21 protein-coding genes and 1 tRNA gene are annotated in these 17897 nt (G+C 64.1%); 12 read left to right on the forward strand and 10 right to left on the reverse strand.

Annotated features, from left to right (window positions below; all coding sequences use genetic code 11):
• The first annotated feature begins 36 nt into the window (after positions 1-36).
• The 5 genes from argF (at position 37) to queE (ending at position 3899) form a co-directional block, all read left to right on the forward strand.
• Complete coding sequence (argF, locus tag ACODSR_RS09220) at positions 37-963, forward strand: ornithine carbamoyltransferase (RefSeq protein WP_489075756.1); 927 nt, start codon at positions 37-39, stop codon at positions 961-963.
• Between the two features lie 82 nt (positions 964-1045).
• Entirely contained in the window at positions 1046-1948 is a 903-nt protein-coding gene (hslO, locus tag ACODSR_RS09225; RefSeq protein ID WP_489075848.1) for an Hsp33 family molecular chaperone HslO, read from the forward strand.
• A gap of 146 nt (positions 1949-2094) precedes the next feature.
• Positions 2095-2499 carry a DUF3617 domain-containing protein gene (locus tag ACODSR_RS09230; protein ID WP_489075758.1) on the forward strand — a complete coding sequence of 135 codons (405 nt, stop codon included), beginning with the start codon at positions 2095-2097 and terminating at the stop codon, positions 2497-2499.
• A gap of 46 nt (positions 2500-2545) precedes the next feature.
• Positions 2546-3238 (forward strand): 7-cyano-7-deazaguanine synthase QueC, encoded by a 693-nt coding sequence (gene queC, locus ACODSR_RS09235; protein ID WP_489075760.1) that lies wholly within the window; start codon positions 2546-2548, stop codon positions 3236-3238.
• Between the two features lie 13 nt (positions 3239-3251).
• Positions 3252-3899 (forward strand): 7-carboxy-7-deazaguanine synthase, encoded by a 648-nt coding sequence (queE, locus tag ACODSR_RS09240; RefSeq protein WP_489075762.1) that lies wholly within the window; start codon positions 3252-3254, stop codon positions 3897-3899.
• Positions 3900-4033: 134 nt separating this feature from the next.
• On the opposite strand, the gene ACODSR_RS09245 is transcribed toward queE, so the two are convergent.
• The 3 genes from ACODSR_RS09245 to lipB form a co-directional block, all read right to left on the reverse strand.
• Positions 4034-4729 carry a hypothetical protein gene (locus tag ACODSR_RS09245; RefSeq protein WP_489075764.1) on the reverse strand — a complete coding sequence of 232 codons (696 nt, stop codon included), beginning with the start codon at positions 4727-4729 and terminating at the stop codon, positions 4034-4036.
• 74 nt (positions 4730-4803) lie between these two features.
• Positions 4804-5082 carry a hypothetical protein gene (locus tag ACODSR_RS09250; RefSeq protein ID WP_489075766.1) on the reverse strand — a complete coding sequence of 93 codons (279 nt, stop codon included), beginning with the start codon at positions 5080-5082 and terminating at the stop codon, positions 4804-4806.
• Between the two features lie 49 nt (positions 5083-5131).
• A complete protein-coding gene (lipB, locus tag ACODSR_RS09255; RefSeq protein ID WP_489075768.1) occupies positions 5132-5827 on the reverse strand; it encodes a lipoyl(octanoyl) transferase LipB in 696 nt (231 codons plus the stop codon).
• Positions 5828-5907: 80 nt separating this feature from the next.
• Here lipB and ACODSR_RS09260 point away from each other — a divergent pair, with 80 nt between their 5' ends.
• Complete coding sequence (locus ACODSR_RS09260) at positions 5908-6702, forward strand: DUF7847 domain-containing protein (protein WP_489075770.1); 795 nt, start codon at positions 5908-5910, stop codon at positions 6700-6702.
• On the opposite strand, the gene ACODSR_RS09265 is transcribed toward ACODSR_RS09260, so the two are convergent.
• The 3 genes from ACODSR_RS09265 to ACODSR_RS09275 are packed head-to-tail and all read right to left on the reverse strand — an operon-like array spanning position 6684 to position 8658.
• Positions 6684-7283 (reverse strand): GNAT family N-acetyltransferase, encoded by a 600-nt coding sequence (locus ACODSR_RS09265; protein WP_489075772.1) that lies wholly within the window; start codon positions 7281-7283, stop codon positions 6684-6686. The genes ACODSR_RS09260 and ACODSR_RS09265 overlap by 19 nt on opposite strands.
• A 5-nt stretch (positions 7284-7288) precedes the next feature.
• On the reverse strand, positions 7289-8191 hold the full coding sequence (gene hemF, locus ACODSR_RS09270) for an oxygen-dependent coproporphyrinogen oxidase (protein ID WP_489075774.1): 903 nt from the start codon (positions 8189-8191) through the stop codon (positions 7289-7291).
• Complete coding sequence (locus tag ACODSR_RS09275) at positions 8188-8658, reverse strand: tRNA (cytidine(34)-2'-O)-methyltransferase (protein ID WP_489075850.1); 471 nt, start codon at positions 8656-8658, stop codon at positions 8188-8190. Before ACODSR_RS09275 ends, hemF begins: the two co-directional genes overlap by 4 nt.
• A 197-nt stretch (positions 8659-8855) precedes the next feature.
• Between ACODSR_RS09275 and petA the strand changes: the two genes are divergently transcribed.
• From petA to ACODSR_RS09295, 4 genes are all read left to right on the forward strand, one after another.
• Entirely contained in the window at positions 8856-9422 is a 567-nt protein-coding gene (gene petA / locus ACODSR_RS09280) for a ubiquinol-cytochrome c reductase iron-sulfur subunit (protein WP_006957600.1), read from the forward strand.
• Between the two features lie 11 nt (positions 9423-9433).
• Positions 9434-10726 carry a cytochrome b gene (locus ACODSR_RS09285; RefSeq protein WP_489075776.1) on the forward strand — a complete coding sequence of 431 codons (1293 nt, stop codon included), beginning with the start codon at positions 9434-9436 and terminating at the stop codon, positions 10724-10726.
• A gap of 15 nt (positions 10727-10741) precedes the next feature.
• Positions 10742-11590 (forward strand): cytochrome c1, encoded by an 849-nt coding sequence (locus ACODSR_RS09290; protein ID WP_489075778.1) that lies wholly within the window; start codon positions 10742-10744, stop codon positions 11588-11590.
• 80 nt (positions 11591-11670) lie between these two features.
• Positions 11671-12204 carry an adenine phosphoribosyltransferase gene (locus ACODSR_RS09295; protein ID WP_489075780.1) on the forward strand — a complete coding sequence of 178 codons (534 nt, stop codon included), beginning with the start codon at positions 11671-11673 and terminating at the stop codon, positions 12202-12204.
• Positions 12205-12221: 17 nt separating this feature from the next.
• On the opposite strand, the gene ACODSR_RS09300 is transcribed toward ACODSR_RS09295, so the two are convergent.
• Both ACODSR_RS09300 and ACODSR_RS09305 read right to left on the reverse strand, forming a co-directional pair.
• Entirely contained in the window at positions 12222-12842 is a 621-nt protein-coding gene (locus ACODSR_RS09300; RefSeq protein ID WP_489075782.1) for a 5'-methylthioadenosine/S-adenosylhomocysteine nucleosidase, read from the reverse strand.
• A gap of 64 nt (positions 12843-12906) precedes the next feature.
• Positions 12907-12981 (reverse strand) — tRNA-Val (locus ACODSR_RS09305).
• Positions 12982-13109: 128 nt separating this feature from the next.
• On the opposite strand from ACODSR_RS09305, the gene ACODSR_RS09310 reads away from it, so the two are divergent.
• On the forward strand, positions 13110-14441 hold the full coding sequence (locus ACODSR_RS09310; protein WP_489075784.1) for a dicarboxylate/amino acid:cation symporter: 1332 nt from the start codon (positions 13110-13112) through the stop codon (positions 14439-14441).
• A gap of 10 nt (positions 14442-14451) precedes the next feature.
• Here the strand turns inward: ACODSR_RS09310 and cpdR are convergent, their stop codons facing one another.
• The gene (cpdR, locus tag ACODSR_RS09315; protein WP_017182848.1) at positions 14452-14829 is read right to left on the reverse strand and encodes a cell cycle two-component system response regulator CpdR; all 378 of its coding nucleotides are present in this window, start codon (positions 14827-14829) and stop codon (positions 14452-14454) included.
• 142 nt (positions 14830-14971) lie between these two features.
• Between cpdR and ACODSR_RS09320 the strand changes: the two genes are divergently transcribed.
• The gene (locus ACODSR_RS09320) at positions 14972-15865 is read left to right on the forward strand and encodes an N-formylglutamate amidohydrolase (protein WP_489075786.1); all 894 of its coding nucleotides are present in this window, start codon (positions 14972-14974) and stop codon (positions 15863-15865) included.
• Between the two features lie 3 nt (positions 15866-15868).
• On the opposite strand, the gene ACODSR_RS09325 is transcribed toward ACODSR_RS09320, so the two are convergent.
• The gene (locus tag ACODSR_RS09325; protein WP_489075788.1) at positions 15869-17716 is read right to left on the reverse strand and encodes an acyltransferase family protein; all 1848 of its coding nucleotides are present in this window, start codon (positions 17714-17716) and stop codon (positions 15869-15871) included.
• Between the last annotated feature and the right edge of the window lie 181 nt (positions 17717-17897).

The raw sequence follows: 17897 nt of genomic DNA on the forward strand, positions 1-17897 counted from the left end.
AGGACGAACGGCGGTTGGAAGCGGAGAAAACTTCCAATGACCAGACATTTCCTGAACCTGTCCGACGCAGGCGGCGACGCCATCGCCGCAATGATTGCCGACGCCATCGACCGCAAGGCCGCGCGGGCCAGCTGGCCCAGGGGTCGCGTCGACGCTGATGCGCCACTCGCGGGTCACACGCTGGCGATGATCTTCGAGAAAAACTCGACCCGCACCCGCGTCAGTTTCGACATGGCGATCCGCCAGTTGGGCGGCACATCGCTGATCCTCGACGGGGCGACCAGCCAGCTGGGCCGGGGCGAGACAGTTGCCGACACCGCTCGCGTGCTCAGCCGCATGTGCGACGCGATCATGATCCGCACCGACGATCATGCCAAGATCGAGGAGATGGCCCATTACGCCACCGTTCCGGTCATCAATGGCCTCACTGACCTGTCGCATCCCTGCCAGATCGTAGCGGACCTGCTGACCGTGGTGGAACATGGGCTGGCGCTGCCCGGCAGCCAGTGGGCCTGGCTGGGCGACGGCAACAACGTCCTCCATTCGATCATCGAGGCGGCGGGCCTGTTGAAGTTCGACGTCCGCATCGGCGTGCCGCAGGGCTATGATCCCGATCCGGCCTTCGCCGCGGTCGCGGAAAAACAGGGCGCGCGCATCACCCTGACCCGCGATCCGGTCGCGGCGGTGGCGGGCGCGGATGTCGTCGTCACCGACACCTGGATTTCGATGGGCCAGTCCCATGCGGAAGAAAAACTGGCGGCCATGATGCCCTATCAGGTCACGCCCGCGCTGATGGCCGGGGCCAGGCCACAGGCCAAATTCCTCCACTGTTTGCCCGCCCATCGTGGCGAGGAAGTAGTGGCAGAGGTGATCGACGGCCCACAGTCACTGATCTGGGACGAGGCGGAAAACCGCATCCATGGTCAGAAGTCGGTCCTGCTCTGGGCGCTTGGAAAGCTTTAGAGCCGCCCTATATTCGGGCACTACATTCCCATTCGCCCCCGGAGAATGTCCGGGGGCGAATGGATCAAAAGGAACAAAGCTCCTGCCTTCCCCTATCGACCATGCCATCGGCTTCACCATCCCGTCGCGTCATGCGCGCGGGCGAATCGTGCGGCTGGGTCCGGTGCTGGATCAGGTCTTGGCCGCTCACGCTTACCCCCCGCCGATCGAGCGGCTACTGGCGTCCGCGCTGGTTCTGGCCGCGCTGCTGGGCAGCACGCTCAAGCAGGCGGGCGGCCAGCTGACGCTTCAGGCGCAGACCGAAAATGGCGTCGTGCGGCTGCTGGTCGCGGACTATAAAAATGGCGAGCTGCGCGGCTATGCCAAGTTCGACGCCGACCGGCTGGCCGAGCTTGGCCCTGATCCGACGCTGTTCGGCCTGTTCGGCAAGGGTTATCTTGCCATCACTTTCGACCAGTCGGTCACCGGCGAACGCTATCAGGGCATCGTGCCGCTGGATGGCGAAACGCTGGCCGATGCGGCCGAGCAATATTTCTTCCAGTCCGAACAAATCCCCAGCATCATCCGCATGGGCACCCGTCATGACGCCGGGCAGGGCTGCATAGCCGGTGGCATGTTGATCCAGCATCTGCCCGAAGGCGAAGTGGGGCGGGAGCGGCTGCATGTCCGCCACGATCACCCGGAATGGGAGCATGTCCAGGCGCTGGGGATCACGCTGGGCAAGGCGGAACTGACCGACGAGGCGCTGCCACTGACCGACATCGTCTGGCGCCTGTTCCATGAGGAACCGGAAGTGCGGGTCACCGATCCGTCGCCACTGGCCAAGGGGTGCCGCTGCGACATTGCCCATATTCGTGATGTCATCGGCCGCTTCCCGGCGGAGGAGCGGGTCGACATGGCGGACAGTGACGGCATTATCGGCGTCGATTGCGCCTTTTGCTCGCGCATCTTCCCATTGGCGCTTGACAGTTTCACGACCCATTAAGCGCAATCATTTCGCTAACGATATTTGTAATTTGGGCAAGGCCGTCCGTTCGCGCTATCAAAATGCCGTAATTGCGCGTCATGCGTCGGATGACTGGATTGCGGCTCACCCGGCGCGCGACCCATGGCGGGACACAGGCTAGGATCATGGCAAGGAACGGACTGCGGACGCTGGCCGTCGCGGCAGCGATGATGATGGCGAGTTGGGCCGGGGCAGCCCATGTCCCGACGCTCGCGGCTTTGCGTCCGCTGCAAACCGGGCAATGGGAATTGCACGAACGCGGCGAAGGCGGGGAAATACGCAAGTTGTGCGTTACCGACCTGCGCCAGCTGCTCCAGATTCGCCATGGCCGAAGGCTGTGCCGCAGTTTCGTCGTCAGCGACGCCGCCACCATGGCGACCGTCACCTATGATTGCGCGGCGGCGGGCAATGGCCGCACCGACCTGCGCGTCGAAACCCCCCGGCTGGTCCAGATCAGTTCGCAGGGGATCGCCGATGGCGCGCCCTTCGCCTTTGCGATGGAAGCCCGGCGCATCGGTGCCTGCCAATAAGCGCACCATGCTTGCACTGGCGCGTCGCGGGCGGTAGCGCGGGGCCATGGGTGCCAATGAAGGAAAATTCGCCGTCGTCCTGCTATCGGGCGGCCTTGATTCGATGGTCGCGGGCGGTCTGGCGCGTGAGGCTGGCTATCATCTGCTGGCCCTGTCGATCGACTATAACCAGCGCCATCGCGTTGAATTGCGCGCGGCTGGCAAAGTCGCGCAGGCGCTCAACGCCATGCGCCATATCGTCCTCCCGCTTGACCTGACGGCCTTTGGGGGATCGGCACTGACCGCCGATATCGCCGTGCCGAAAGGCGGGGTGGGCGACGACATTCCCGTCACCTATGTGCCCGCCCGCAACACCATCTTTCTGTCGCTGACGCTGGGACTGGCCGAAGTGGCGGGGGCCAGCGACATTTTCATCGGCGTCAACGCGCTCGATTATTCGGGCTATCCCGATTGCCGCCCCGAATTTATCGACGCCTTCCAGACCATGGCAGCCCTCGCCACCAAGGCGGGGGTGGAAGGCCACCCGATTCGCATCAACGCCCCGCTGCAACATATGAGCAAGGCGGATATCGTGCGCGAAGCCCATCGCCTGGGGCTGGATGCCGGGGTCAGTTGGTCCTGCTATGACCCGACGCCCGACGGCAAGCATTGCGGCCTGTGCGACAGCTGCCGCCTGCGCTCCAAGGGATTTGAGGAAGCGGGCCTGCCCGACCCCACCATCTACGCCACCCGACCCTGAACGGCGGCGGACGATGAGCTATGCGGTCAAGGAAATGTTCCTGACCCTTCAGGGGGAAGGGGTGCAGGCAGGGCGGCGCGCGGTGTTCCTGCGCTTTGCCGGCTGCAACCTGTGGAGCGGGCGCGAACAGGACCGGGCGCAAGCGATCTGCCGCTTCTGCGACACGGATTTCGTCGGGACCGATGGCGATGGCGGCGGCAAATTCGCCGATGCCGACGCGCTGGCCGACGCTGCGCTGGGCTTTTGGGGCGAGGGCGAGCCGGGCCGCTATATCGTGCTGACCGGCGGAGAGCCGATGTTACAGGTCGATGATGCGCTGGTCGATGCGCTCCACGCCCGCGGATTCACCATCGCGATCGAAAGCAACGGCACGCTGCCGGTCCATCCCGGCATCGACTGGATCTGCATCAGCCCCAAGGCGGGCAGCCAGGTCGTGCAGCGCGAAGGCCATGAGTTGAAGCTGGTCTGGCCCCAGCCGGGCGGCGGTCACTCGCTCACCGACGTCGCAGCAATGGAGCAATGGGCCTTCGCCCATCATCTGCTCCAGCCGCTCGATGACCCCCATGCGCAGGACAATGCCCGAGCCGCGATCGCGCTGGTCATGGACCGCCCGCGCTGGCGGCTGACGGTGCAGGCCCATAAATATCTGGGCCTGCGATAGGCGCGGACTTAGAGCGTGATGGCTTTACGGTGATCCGTTCGTTTCGAGCGAAGTCGAGAAACCCCTGCGCTCGGTTTCTCGACTTCGCTCGAAACGAACGGAGGTTGGGAGTTTCACCCAGAAATCATCGCGCTCTAAGGCTGCGTCACGCCCGTCTGCGCATTCCATTGCTGTTGGCACGCGGGCAGCAGGACGCCCTTCTTCCAGCATTGGGGAGAGAAGGAGGGCATAGCGACCCTATAGTCGTAGCCCGGCGATCCATAATATTGCTCACCCGCGACCACGAGCGACTTTTTGATCGAGGCAAGGCCGTTGCGCGCCACTTCATGCAGCGTGCCGCGATCGGCGAAGATCGCCTGCCGCCCGACGACGGTCGCCGCCTGGCAAAAGCCCTTTTGCGCCTGCACCGTAGAGTAACCCGAATAGATGCGCGTGCCATATTGGTCCGACGCGGCCTGCCCCGGCCGTCCCTTGCCTACGGTGCGCTGGAAATAACCCAGCAGCACGGTCTGCGCCGAATCAAGCTCTGCATCATGATGGGCGATCATCGCATTATAATTGCTGATCGCCAGCAGCGTCGGCTCGAACTGGCATTGCAGCGCGGCAATATTCAGCGCGGCGCGCAGATTCCACACCAGCCCGGCCTTGATCTCGGCGGCATTGGCGCCCGGCAGGCCCATCGCCGTCGCGGCGGCCGCATCGGTCAGCGGCGGCGCGGACAGGTCGGGTGGAGACCAGAAAAATTGTGCGGCGGCAGGCTGCGCCATCATTGGCGCGCCGGCCAGCGCCAGACCCGCAAGGATGGGGCGCAACGGGGAACGGAAGCTCATGAAACGATACTCTCCAACGGGACGGTATATGTCCCCCTCATATTCTCTCGATCAACACTATCAGACCTGAACCGTCACTGATCGGCCAGAACCTCGGCATCCTCGCCCTGCGCCTTTTCGGCAGCAGGCTTGGCCGCCGCAGCGCCCGCATTGTCGGCTGCATTGCCGCTCGGCAGCGCGACCGCCGTGCCTTCGCTCTGCACCCCGTCCAGATCGGTCATGGCGTCGGTCGCGGTGCCATCCACCACTTCCATATCCTTCATCTCGACCTTGTTGCCGCCCTTATCGGCACTGCCACAGGCGGCGAGTGCGAACAGCATGGCGAAAGGAACAATTTTTGCGTTCCGGCGCATCCGGCTCTCCTTCAGGCCCGGCAGCCTCCGCCCGGCGAAAGGCCAGACCCTAGCGGTCCGTCCCGCATTGCTCAACCCCCGTGCCGCATCGGCCCAAGCGATTGAGAAAAGCAGGGAAATGCGCGTACAAGGCTTCGTCCAGCGCGGCCATGGAGGCGCTGCCGCCCAGCGCGGCGATGCTGGTGACTGGATAGTCGCTGATCCCGCACGGCACGATGCCGGTAAAATGCGACAGATCGGGATCGACATTGATCGAAAAGCCATGGAGCGTGACCCAGCGTCGCACCCGGATGCCCAGCGCGCCGATCTTCGCCTCGCGCCCCTGCGCGTCGTCGGTCCAGATGCCGATCCGCCCCTCCGCCCGCCGCGCGGCCACGCCGACATCGCCCAGCGCCGCGATCATCCAGCCTTCCAGATGATGGACGAAATTGCGGACATCCTTGCCGCGTTTGCCAAGGTCGATGTTGAGATAGCCGATCCGCTGCCCCGGCCCATGATAGGTATAGCGCCCGCCGCGCCCGGCATCATACACGGGAAAGCGCGGGTCGATCAGTTCGGCGGGATCGGCGCTGGTTCCCGCGGTGTAGAGCGGCGGATGCTCGATCAGCCAGACCCGCTCACCCGCCTCGCCCGCATGGATCGCGGCGGCCCGCGCCTCCATGTCCGCCAGCGCTTGCGGGTAAGCGACAGGCAATCTGTCCACGCGCCATTCAACGTCAGCGGGAAAGGGAGGAGTTTGGCTCATGACCCTTCCTTGACTTGGGCCGGACGAGCGATCAAGTCTCCACCCGATTTTACGCAGCTATCAGGCAGGCAATTCAAGATATGGCGACGATGTCGATCGGCAAGGCGTGGGAGGAGGCAGTGGCCTTCGTCGCCCGCGAAGCCACATTGCTGTTTCCGGTGGCGCTGCTGTTCGTGGCGCTGCCCGGCCTGATCCTGCAGGAAATGACCCCGCCGGAACTGGCCGCCTGGTCGCTGGCACCGACCGCCTCTGCCATGCCAGCGGTTCCGGCCAGCTACTGGCTGGGGCTGACGGTTGCGATTCTCCTCGTCTGGTTCGGTTCGCTCACTTTGTTCGCGCTCGCGCTGCGTCCGGGCATCAGCGTTGGCGAGGCTCTGCGCCTCGGCTTCCATCGCCTGCCAGTGCTGATCGGTACGGCCTTGGCCGTCATCGGCGCGCTGCTGGTGGCTGCGCTGGCAGTCGTGATCGTGATGGTCCTGTTATCGTTGGTGTCGAAGGCGCTGGCGGCGGGCGTCGCGGCCCTGTTGGGATTCGGCCTGGCCGGGGTCGCGCTGTTTGCCAGTATCCGTCTGATGCTGCTCAATCCGGTGGTGATCGACGGCAGTGCGGGCGTCATGCCCTCGCTGCGTCAGGCATGGGCGCTCACGCGCGGCCATTTCTGGCGGTTGCTGGCCTTCATCCTGATCATCACCCTGTTGTCGGCGGTTGCGAGTACAGCGTCGCAGGCGATATTTGGCCTGCTCGGCAGCCTGATTGGTGGCGCGGAAGCGGCGCGGCTGGCTGGCGGGGTTGCCGCCGCCGCCATCTCGACCGTGATTCAGGTCTACATGCTGGTCATGATCGCCCGCCTCTACCGTCAGGCGTCGGCGGCCTGATCCAGCAGCGGCACATGCGGCGCACAGTCACGTGGTACAATGCCGGCAAGGCGCGGATCGGCAAATGTCTCGATCTCGCGCTTCGTCGCCACGAACCCGGCCTTGACGTAAAATCCCAGCGCCGCCGGACTATCGAGGGTGCAGGTGTGGACCCGTAAGCGCTCCACCCCCTTGCGCCACGCCAGCGCCTTGGCCTGCGCCATCAGCCATTGGCCATGACCTTTGCCATTTAATCGCGGCACCAGCCCGAAATAGCTGAGGTCGCAGTCGGGCATAGAGCGGAAATCCAGCTCCAGCAGCCCGACCTCTATGCCGCGCGGGTCAGTCACGGCGTAAATCTCTACCGCCGGATCATGGATGATCGCAGCCAGTGGTTCGTCGCGCATCACCAGCCGCGAAAACCACAGCCATGGCTCACCCACCCGGCGGAACAGGGCGCGATAGGTGTCGAGTTTCGCCACCTTCCACCGCACCAGTTGCAACGGCGCGGGCGGGATCGGCGCGGGGCGAGGGCGTTCGCGCATTTCCAGATGGGTGACGACCGCCGCCACCATGCCCGGTTCGACCGCAATCAGCGCCATCGCGCCTAGCTCCAGCTGGCCATCGGCGGCAGGCTCATCAGGATCGCGTCGATATTGCCCCCGGTCTTGAGGCCGAACAGCGTCCCCCGGTCATGCACCAGATTGAATTCGGCATAACGGCCGCGCCATTCCAGCATCGCGGCATAGTCCGCCTCGCTCCATGCATCACCCATGCGCCGCCGCACGATCGGCGGATAGGCGTCCAGAAAGGCGTCGCCCACCGCGCGGGTGAAGGCGAAGTTCGCGTCGAATCCTGCATCGTCGGCACATTCGAGATGATCGTAGAAAATCCCGCCGACCCCGCGATGGACGCCGCGATGGGGAATGTAGAAATAGTCGTCGGCCCATGCCTTGAAGCGCGGATAATAGGCCGCGTCATGCGCGTCGCAGGCGCTTTTCAGCACATCATGGAAATATGCGGTATCCTCCTCGCGCGGCAAAGGCGGGTTCAGGTCCGCGCCGCCGCCGAACCAGCTTTTGGTCGTCACCAGATAGCGCGTGTTCATATGCACGGCGGGGACATGGGGATTGGCCATATGCGCGACCAGGCTGATGCCGGTGGCGAAGAAGGCGGGATTTTCGTCCGCGCCATGGATCGTCTGGGCGAATCCGGGGGCGAATTCGCCGCCAACGGTGGAGACGTTGACCCCGACCTTCTCGAATATCTTGCCCTTCATCACGCCGCGAACGCCGCCACCGCCTTCGCCCGGTGCCTGCCCCTCGGCCTCCCTGTCCCAATGGGTGTAGGCAAAGCTGGCATCGCTACCCGCCTCCCGCTCGATCGCCTCGAACGCGGCGCAGATTCGGTCGCGCAGCGATTCGAACCATGTGCGCGCGGCCTGCTGCCGGGAATCGAGGGCAAAGGGAACGGTGGGCACGCGGGCTGGGGTTATTGGGGCAGGGGTCATTGCGGGAACTTTCCGGTCTGGCGCAGGGCTTCGGCGACGGCGATGCCCGTGGAAACGGCGATATTCAAGGATCGAAACCCCTCCGCCATGGGGATGCGGATGCGAATATCGGCAATATCGCGCACCGCCTCCGGTACGCCCGCGCTTTCCGATCCCATCAGCAACACATCGTCCGCGCGGAATGCGACGTCGGGCAGGCGCTGGGACGCATGGGCGCTCATCAGCAGCAGACGGCGGCCCTGCGCCCGCCGTTCCGCGTCGAACGCCGCGAAATTGGCGTGGCGCGTGACATCGGCTGACGCGCCATAATCCATGGCGGCGCGTTTGAGGCGTGCGTCGGAGAAAGCGAATCCGGTCGGCATGATGATGTCCACCGGCACGGCGAAACAGGCCGCCAGGCGCAGGATCGCGCCGACATTGCCCGCTATTTCGGGTTGGTAAAGGGCTATACGCATGACCCGCGCCATAATGCAGCGGGGCAAATTGTCATAGGGTGCGTGACTTTGCTGTTGGCAAAGAGCGCGCACTGAGGTTATCAGGCCCGCGAACCACGCCGGGGGGAAGGCGGGGCCATTTCGCATGGCTATCCGAATTCCTTGATATAAAGGTGCCGATAACGGTGCTGCGGCGGGATCAGGGACGTTCTTGCAAGGGTTTGAGATGCATGGCGATCGTTGAACATACAGACAGCACGGGTCTATCCGGCGATGATGGGGTGCGTCGTCGCGATTTCATCAACATCGCTGCGGTGAGTTTTGCAGGCGTTGGCGCTGTCGCCGTCGTCCTGCCACTGATCGACCAGATGAACCCCAGCGCCGACGTGCTGGCGCTTGCATCGACCGAAGTCGATCTTTCGGCGATCCAGCCGGGTCAGGCGATCAAGACCACCTTCCGCAGCCAGCCGCTCTTCGTGCGCCAGCTGACGGAAAAGGAAATCGCCGAAGCCGACAAGGTGGACGCCTCCACGCTGCGCGATCCGCAGACGCTGGAAGAGCGCACCGTCGACGGCAAGAAGCAGTGGCTGGTGACCATGGGTGTCTGCACCCATCTGGGCTGCGTGCCGCTGGGCGCGGGCGAAGGTGAGAATAAGGGCGAATATGGCGGCTATTTCTGCCCATGCCATGGTTCGTCCTACGACACCGCTGCGCGCATCCGCAAAGGCCCCGCGCCCAAGAACCTGGAAGTGCCGAAGTTCAGCTTCACTTCCGACACCGCCATTCTCGTAGGCTGAGGTAAGAAACGATGAGCTTTCCCTGGGCTGAGCAATATACGCCGAAAAATCCGGTGATGGTGTGGATCGACGAGAAGCTGCCGCTTCCGCGTCTCGCCTATAACGCTGTGGGTGCGGGCTATCCCGTGCCGCGCAACCTCAACTATTTCTGGAACTTCGGCGTATTGGCCGGTCTGGCGCTGATGATCCAGATCGTCACCGGCGTGATCATGGCCATGCATTATGGCGCGAACGATCTCGTCGCGTTCAGCACCGTCGAACAGACGATGCGGGACGTGAATGCGGGCTGGCTGATGCGCTATGCGCACGCCAACGGTGCCAGCTTCTTCTTCATCGTCGTCTATCTCCACATCTTCCGCGGCCTCTATTTCGGGTCCTACAAGGCGCCGCGCGAGATGGTGTGGCTGCTCGGCCTCGTCATCTTCCTGCTCATGATGGCGACCGCCTTCATGGGTTATGTGCTGCCCTGGGGTCAGATGTCCTATTGGGGCGCGAAGGTGATTACCGGCCTGTTCGGCGCGATCCCCGTGGTCGGCGAACCGATCCAGACCTGGCTGCTGGGCGGCTTTGCCCCCGGCAACGCCTCGCTCAACCGCTTCTTCTCACTGCACTTCCTGCTGCCCTTCGTGATTGCCGGTGTCATCATCCTGCACATCTGGGCGCTGCATATTCCGGGCTCCTCGAACCCGACTGGCGTGGAAGTGAAGGGACCGCAGGACACTGTGCCGTTCCACCCCTATTACACTGCCAAGGATGGCTTCGGCGCGGGCGTGTTCCTCATCGCCTTCTGTGCGCTGCTGTTCTTCGCCCCCAACTTCCTGGGCCACCCGGATAACTATATCGAGGCGAACCCGCTCTCGACCCCCGCGCACATCGTGCCGGAATGGTATTTCTGGCCCTTCTACGCCATCCTGCGCGCCTTCACCGTGGACTTCTTCTTCGTCCCCGCAAAGCTGTTGGGAGTGCTGGCGATGTTCGCGTCGATCCTGCTGCTCTTCTTCCTGCCCTGGCTCGACACCTCGCCGGTAAGGTCGGGCAAATATCGGCCGACCTTCAACAAGTTCTTCTGGATCCTTTGCCTCGACGTGGTGATCCTGGGCTGGTTGGGCGGTGCGCCGGCGGAAGAGCCTTTCGTGATGATGAGCCAGGTCGCGGCGGCCTATTATTTCGCCCACTTCCTGATCATCCTTCCGCTGATCTCGCGCTTTGAAAAGCCGCTGCCGCTGCCCGGCTCGATCACCGAGGCTGTGCTGGCAAAATATGGCAAGACCGACGGCGCAACCGTCGCGGTCCCGGCCGAATAAGGGGTAGACAAGACCATGGTTCGCATTGGCGCATTCCTCGTCGGCCTCTTCTTTGCAGGCTGGCTGTTCATCTCCTTCCTGATCGGTGCGGTGGCTTATGTCTCCGAACCGCCAGTACCGACCGTGGAAAAGGCTTTCCACAAGTTGCCCAAGCATGTGGCCTATTCGTTCGACGGGCCGCTGGGTCATTATGACAAGCAGCAGCTGCAGCGTGGCTTCCAGGTGTTCAAGGAAGTTTGCTCGGCCTGCCACAGCCTCAAATTCGTGGCGTTCCGCGATCTTGAAGCGCTCGGTTATAATGAAGCCGAAGTGAAGGCGATAGCCAAGCAGTGGGCGATCAAGACCCCGTCGGTCGATCCGGCCACGGGCGAAGCCTCCACGCGCGAGCCTGTGCCGTCCGATTATTTCCCCAAGCCCTTCGCGAACAATGTCGCGGCGGCGGCGGCGAACAACAACGCGATCCCGCCAGACCTCTCGCTGATGACCAAGGCCCGCCATCATGGCAGCGCCTATGTCTATTCGCTGCTGACCGGCTATCAGGCGCAACCGGCTGAACTGCTCAAGGAGTTCCCGGATGCCAAGACGCCGGAGGGGCTGCACTACAACCCCTATTTCGCCAACCTGAACCTCGCCATGGCACCGCCGCTGACGGCGGAGGGTCAGGTGACCTATGGCGACGGCACGAAGCCGACGGTCGACCAGATGGCGCAGGACGTCGCGGCGTTCCTGACCTGGACTGCCGAACCGAAGCTGGAAAACCGCCACCGTGCGGGTCTGGCGACGCTGATCTTCCTGCTGATCGCGACGGGCCTGGCTTATATGTCCTATCAGAATATCTGGGCGGACAAGAAAAAGGCCGCCTGACCGGCCGGTCCGACAGGACAAGCATAGCAAAGGGCGCGGTTTCTTTTGAGGAAGCCGCGCCCTTTCTCTATAGCGACGCCATGACCAGCGACCTGACCGACCTCATCCGCACCATTCCCGACTTCCCCAAGCCGGGCATCCAGTTTCGCGACATCACGACGCTGCTGGCCGATGGGAAGGGGCTGCGTGATCTGACCACACGACTGGCCGATATCGCCCGCCCGCTCGACCCGGACCTGATTGTCGGCATCGAGGCGCGCGGCTTCATCCTGGGCGCGGTACTGGCGCTTGCGCTGGGCAAAGGCTTCGTGCCGGTGCGCAAGAAGGGCAAGCTGCCCGGCAAGACGGTCGGCATCGACTATGTTCTGGAATATGGCACCGACCGGCTGGAACTGCATGAGGGCCAGGTGCCGCAGGGCGCGCGCGTGCTGCTGGTCGATGATTTGATCGCCACTGGCGGCACGGCGCTGGCCGCGGCGCAGCTGCTGCGCGAACAGGGGGCCAGCGTCCTGATGGCGCTGTTTGCGATCGACCTGCCCGATCTCGGCGGCATGGCGGCGTTGGAAGCGGACGGCATCGTCGCACAGGCGGTCATGACGTTTGAGGGCGACTAACTAACCTCCGTCCGTCGCTATTTCGCCAGCGCCCCCGGCAACTGATCCACCGCCGCTGCCAGCCGTTCGTCCAGCAGGCCCAGCAACGCCGTCCAGCCATGGATATGCGCCAGCTCGCCCGGCCCATCGGAAATGCCGCGCAGCCCCATCAGCGGCACGCCATAGCGGGCGCAGGCGCGGGCGACCGCGAACGTCTCCATATCCACCATGTCGGCGTCGATCGCGGCATACTCATCGCCACCCACGATATTGGCCCCGGTCGACAACCGCGCAGTCGGCAACGTCAATGGCGTCACCAGCGGCAGATCGATCGGATGATCGACAAAGGGCGTCACGCCCTTCACGAACCCCAGTCGCGACGCATCCATGTCGCGCCACGACACGCTGGCGACCTGCACCACCTCGCCCAGCGCGCAAACCCGCGATCCTGCCGATCCCAGACACACGACCAGATCGGGCAGGGCATCCACCCGCGCCATGTCGTGCAGTGCAATGCCGGTCGCCAGTGCCGCCTCGATCGGACCCACGCCCGTCATTAGCGGCGCGAATCGGGCGCGCAACTGCGGCCCATATTCCGCATCCGCCGCCATCACGAACAACAGGCGCTGGCCCGAAATCGTCTCGCAAACCGGGATCATCTGGTCCTCCGCCTGTGGCAAAAGAGAAAGCCCGCCACCTGAAAACAGGCGACGGGCTTTGTCATGGTGGGCGTAGCAAGGATTGAACTTGCGACCCCTGCGATGTCAACACAGTGCTCTACCACTGAGCTATACGCCCACGGGAGTTGGGCCAATAGCCGGGGGACTGGACCTGCGCAAGCGGGAAATTGCAAGGGTGCGACATTCTTCTGGACAGCGCAGGGACGGCCCATATGCTGCGGCGCAAACAGGGGGACGCCAAGACATATGCTGCCATCGCCATCCTCGCCGATCCAGACGACGCCGCGTCTGCCATGGTATCGCCAGCTCTATGTCCAGGTGCTGATCGCGATCGCGCTGGGCGTCGCGATCGGCCATTTCTTCCCCGATATGGGCGTGCAGTTAAAGCCATTGGGCGACGCCTTCATCAAGCTGGTGAAGATGATCATCGCGCCGGTCATTTTCCTGACTATCGTCACCGGCATTGCCGGGATGAAGGAATTGGGCGCAATCGGCCGGGTCGCGGCCAAGGCCTTCGCCTATTTCCTGACCTTTTCGACACTCGCCCTCATTGTCGGGCTGATCGTCGCCAATCTGGTGCAGCCCGGCGCGGGTCTCAATATCGATCCGGCCAGTCTGGATGCGGGCAAGGTCGCCGACTTCGCGCACAAGGCGCATGAAACCACGCTCACCGGCTTCCTGATGAGCATCATTCCTTCGACCATGGTGTCGGCGGTCGCGGACGGCAACATCCTGCAAGTCTTGTTCGTCGCCATCCTGTTCGGCATCGCGCTGACCATGATCGGCGACAAGGCCGCGCCGCTGATGGCGGTCCTCGAATCGGCCAGCCACGCCGTGTTCAAGCTGGTCGCCTTTCTGATGAAGGCGGCGCCGGTCGGGGCGTTCGGGGCGATGGCCTTCACCATCGGCGAATATGGCGTCGGCACGCTTGCCAATCTGGCCGGGCTGGTCGCGACCTTTTACCTGACGTCGCTACTGTTCGTGCTGGTGGTGCTGGGCACTGTCGCCCGGCTGGCGGGCTTCAACATCCTGCACCTCATCCGTTACCTTAAGGCCGAATTGCTGTTGGTGCTGGGGACATCCTCGTCCGAAGCCGCGCTGCCCAGCCTCATTGAGAAGATGGAGCGGGCCGGGTGCCGCAAGTCGGTGGTCGGGCTGGTCGTGCCGACCGGCTACAGCTTCAACCTCGATGGCACCAATATCTATATGACGCTGGCGGCTTTGTTCATCGCGCAGGCGTGCAATGTCGACCTGACCCTGCAACAGCAGGTCTTGCTGCTGCTGGTGGCGATGATCTCGTCCAAGGGCGCGGCGGGTGTGACCGGCGCGGGCTTCATCACGCTGGCGGCGACATTGTCGATCGTGCCGTCGGTGCCGGTGGCTGGCATGGCTTTGATATTGGGGGTCGACCGCTTCATGAGCGAAGTCCGCGCGCTCACCAACTTCATCGGCAATGCCGTCGCGACGGTGGTGGTATCGGCTTGGGAAAAGGGGCTGGACCGGGAGCGATTCGTCGCCGCCATGGCCGGCATCCCGCTCAATCCCACGCCCGATATGGAGGAAGTGATCGAGGATTGAGGGGCCGGGTTCAGTTCAGCCCGGTCAGGCTCTCGCTACCGAACATCCGTTCGACCTCCAGCACCAGATCGCGCAGATGGAACGGCTTGGACAGCACCTTGGCCTGCGGCACGGCCTTTCCGGCTTTCAGTGTCACGGCGGCAAAGCCGGTGATGAACATGATCCGCATGTCCGGGGCTACGGACGCTGCGTGCTGCGCCAGTTCGATCCCGTCCATTTCCGGCATCACAATATCGGTCAGCAACAGGTCGAACCGGTCCGACGCGATATGCGGCAGGGCTTCCGTGCCGGTCGCGACGGCCACGACCTCATAGCCGGACCGCTCCAGCGCGCGCGCCAGATAGACCCGCATACTCTCATCATCTTCGGCCAGTAATATGCGAACCATTGCGCCAGCTACTCTTGTTGCCGTTTCCGGCTTGTCCCCCATGCCCCCGTCAGGGTGGCGTCCCTGACCGATATATGCGACAAGGTGTAAAGATTATCCAGCCGAGTAACCATTTTTGGGCAAGCTGGTGAAAGGAGCCTCGTTGGATCGTCCCGCGCCGCATCCTCCCGCCCGGACAGAGGCGGGTTTCGACCGATTTGGCCCCGCCATCCCCGACCGGCCCATCATTCTTTCGGTGCCCCATGCCGGGCGCGACTACCCGTCCGATTTACTGGCCCAGGCGCGCGTGCGGCGGCACCAATTGCAACGGTTGGAGGATCGCTGGGCCGACCTGCTGGTCCATCCGCTGATCGCGCGCGGCTTTACTATGGTCGTCGCCCGCGCCCCCCGTGCGCTGATCGACCTCAATCGCCATGAGCGCGAAATCGACCCTGCCATGCTCGTCGGCGTGCCGCGCGATGCCGCGCTTCAGAGCAGCGTCAAGCTGCGCGGCGGACTGGGCCTCATTCCCCGCCGCATGGTTGGCGCGCATGAATTGTGGCACAAGCCGGTGGCGTGGAGCGAGGCGCAACGCCGGATCGAAACGATCCACCGCCCCTATCATGCCGAACTGGCCCGGTTGATGACGGCGGCGCGTGACGCGCATGGCCATGCGATCCTGATCGACCTCCATTCCATGCCGCCCTTGCCGCCACCTGCCGCCGGGCAGGCCGCGCCGGGCATCGTGCTGGGCGATCGTTTCGGACGCAGCGCCTCCACCCGGCTGATGACGCTGGCGGGCGATGTCGCCGCTGGCCATAGCATCGTCGCGGCGCAAAATCATCCCTATGCGGGCGACCATCTGATCGAACGCCATGGGCGACCCGAAAGCGGGCTGCACGCGATCCAGATAGAGGTGGATCGCAGCCTTTATCTCGATGAGGCGCTGGACCAACCGGGACCGGGTCTTGCCCGGATGCAGGGGATCATCACGGCGATCGCCCAAGCGCTGGCGAACGAATTGCCGCGCGCTGACTATGCGCTGGCGGCCGAATAGGGTTCAACCACCCCGCGCAATCACCAGCCGCGCGCCTGCTACGCTCAGATGATGCGAATCGAAATAGAGCGGCTTGCCGTCGCGCTCGATCGCGCAGTGCCGGGCATCGCACAGCGCCGAGACCGGATCGATCAGCTGGACCCCGCGCGCCTGCCATCGCGCAAACAGCGCCCGCAAATGAACGGTGCGCCCGTCCACCCAGGATCGCGCGACACCCTCCGCCTGTGTCAGTTGCCCGGCGCGCGCCAGATGAGCGAGACGGCGCGGCACGTCGAAGGGCTGCGGCGGCACCGGGCCGATCAGCACGACCTCTCGTCCCTCCGCCCGGATCGCGGCGATGGTGCGGTCCAGTCTGGCGACAAAGCCGGGATCATCAAAATCACCATTGGCCCAGAACGCGGCCAGATAGACGCGGAGGATGGCCGGATCGGCGCGCAACGCCGCAAAGGCGGCGCGATTGGCCGCCGCACAGCGCGCATCCTTGGGCGCGTCATAGCCCAGCACCGGCGGGCAACTCGACGTCGTGCGCTGCACCAGCGCCCGGCCTTGCGCCTTCGCCTCCAGCGCCAGCGCATAGGCGAGTTCCACCCCATGGCTGTCGCCCCACAGCATCGCATCGGGCGCACCCGCCGCGCCCAGCACGCAGGCGCGCGCGCCACGGGCGAATATGTCGTGGCAGCGTTTGCGCTCCGGGCTGATGTCGTTACGCCCCGCCGCCTGCGCCAGCACCGTCGGCGCAAATCGCGATGGCCATGGCCCCGCCGCCAGCAGGGCCAGCGACAGGCCGCACAGCAGCGCCATCGTCGCGTCGGTAAAGCGAAAAATCGTCCGCGCCGGCATCGCCTGCGAATCGCGAAACGGGCGTTCGACAAAGCGCCAGGACAGGATCGCCGCGATCACCGACCCGGCGATCACCGCCATGCAGGTCCAGCCCGCCACCGCCATGTCGGTCGCATATTCGGTGAACACGATGACCGGCCAGTGCCACAGATAGAGCGAGTAGGAGACAAGCCCCACGCCCACCAGCGGCGACCAGCCAAGTACCCGCCCGGCGCTGGTCCCCGGCGCGCTATGGATCAGCGCGGCCGCACCCAGTACCGGGGCGAGGGCGGCGAAGCCGGGAAACAAAGTGTCGCGATCATAGCAAGCCACCGCCAGTGCAATGGCGGCGATCCCGCCCCATGCCACGCCCTCGCGCAACCAGCGGCCCCGCAACGCTGGCACAGCCCCCAGCGCCAATAAAGCCCCGGCAAATAGCTCCCACGCACGGGTCGGCAGCAGGTAGAAAGCGAACCCGCTGGTATCGCGCTGCATCGCGATCGACAGCGCCAATGATCCTGCCGCAATGGCCACGACCACCCCGGTGCGCCAGCGCGGGGCGAAGCGGGCGATGATCATCAGCAGGATCGGGAAGCCGATATAATATTGCTCCTCCACCGCCAGCGACCAGGTGTGGAGCAGCGGCTTGACGTCCGCGCCGCCCGCAAAATAGCCAGTGTCGGTGAAGAACCACAGGTTGGACGCAAACAGGGTCGCGGCCAGCGCGGATCGCGGCACCCCCTCCAGATCGCCGGGCAGATAGAGTAAGGCGCTTAAGCCCAGCACGATCAGGATCATCAGCCCCAGCGCCGGGACGATCCGCCGGAAGCGCCGCTCGTAGAAGCGCGCCAGCGAGAAGCGGCCTTCATCGACTTCGCGGGCGATGATGCCGGTGATCAGATAGCCCGATATGACGAAGAAAATGTCGACCCCGACATAACCGCCGCCAAAGCCCGGCACATGGGCATGGAACAGCAGCACCGGCAGAATCGCCAATGCCCGCAGTCCGTCAATGTCGCGGCGATAATGCATTGGCCTGAGCGTAAGGACAAAGCCCTGACATTTGCTTTATCCGCGACTCGATTCGGCCCGCGGATGGTTAAAATGTCGGCAAGCGATTGCAATTTTCGCAATCGCGCCTTCACCCTTCGCATTTGCGAAAATTACGCCTGGACGACATAAATACTGTGCCTTTCAGGCATCCTCTCCTAAA

The organism is Sphingobium sp. FG125 (assembly GCF_057809795.1).

Bases quoted from the DNA above. Each gene is read 5' to 3' on its own strand.
- argF (WP_489075756.1), top strand. From the start codon at position 37: ATGACCAGACATTTCCTGAACCTGTCCGACGCAGGCGGCGACGCCATC.
- ACODSR_RS09230 (WP_489075758.1), top strand. From the start codon at position 2,095: ATGGCAAGGAACGGACTGCGGACGCTGGCCGTCGCGGCAGCGATGATG.
- queC (WP_489075760.1), top strand. From the start codon at position 2,546: ATGGGTGCCAATGAAGGAAAATTCGCCGTCGTCCTGCTATCGGGCGGC.
- queE (WP_489075762.1), top strand. From the start codon at position 3,252: ATGAGCTATGCGGTCAAGGAAATGTTCCTGACCCTTCAGGGGGAAGGG.
- ACODSR_RS09245 (WP_489075764.1), bottom strand. From the start codon at position 4,729: ATGAGCTTCCGTTCCCCGTTGCGCCCCATCCTTGCGGGTCTGGCGCTG.
- ACODSR_RS09250 (WP_489075766.1), bottom strand. From the start codon at position 5,082: ATGCGCCGGAACGCAAAAATTGTTCCTTTCGCCATGCTGTTCGCACTC.
- lipB (WP_489075768.1), bottom strand. From the start codon at position 5,827: ATGAGCCAAACTCCTCCCTTTCCCGCTGACGTTGAATGGCGCGTGGAC.
- ACODSR_RS09260 (WP_489075770.1), top strand. From the start codon at position 5,908: ATGGCGACGATGTCGATCGGCAAGGCGTGGGAGGAGGCAGTGGCCTTC.
- ACODSR_RS09265 (WP_489075772.1), bottom strand. From the start codon at position 7,283: ATGGCGCTGATTGCGGTCGAACCGGGCATGGTGGCGGCGGTCGTCACC.
- hemF (WP_489075774.1), bottom strand. From the start codon at position 8,191: ATGACCCCTGCCCCAATAACCCCAGCCCGCGTGCCCACCGTTCCCTTT.
- ACODSR_RS09275 (WP_489075850.1), bottom strand. From the start codon at position 8,658: ATGGCGCGGGTCATGCGTATAGCCCTTTACCAACCCGAAATAGCGGGC.
- petA (WP_006957600.1), top strand. From the start codon at position 8,856: ATGGCGATCGTTGAACATACAGACAGCACGGGTCTATCCGGCGATGAT.
- ACODSR_RS09285 (WP_489075776.1), top strand. From the start codon at position 9,434: ATGAGCTTTCCCTGGGCTGAGCAATATACGCCGAAAAATCCGGTGATG.
- ACODSR_RS09290 (WP_489075778.1), top strand. From the start codon at position 10,742: ATGGTTCGCATTGGCGCATTCCTCGTCGGCCTCTTCTTTGCAGGCTGG.
- ACODSR_RS09295 (WP_489075780.1), top strand. From the start codon at position 11,671: ATGACCAGCGACCTGACCGACCTCATCCGCACCATTCCCGACTTCCCC.
- ACODSR_RS09300 (WP_489075782.1), bottom strand. From the start codon at position 12,842: ATGATCCCGGTTTGCGAGACGATTTCGGGCCAGCGCCTGTTGTTCGTG.
- ACODSR_RS09310 (WP_489075784.1), top strand. From the start codon at position 13,110: ATGCTGCCATCGCCATCCTCGCCGATCCAGACGACGCCGCGTCTGCCA.
- cpdR (WP_017182848.1), bottom strand. From the start codon at position 14,829: ATGGTTCGCATATTACTGGCCGAAGATGATGAGAGTATGCGGGTCTAT.
- ACODSR_RS09325 (WP_489075788.1), bottom strand. From the start codon at position 17,716: ATGCATTATCGCCGCGACATTGACGGACTGCGGGCATTGGCGATTCTG.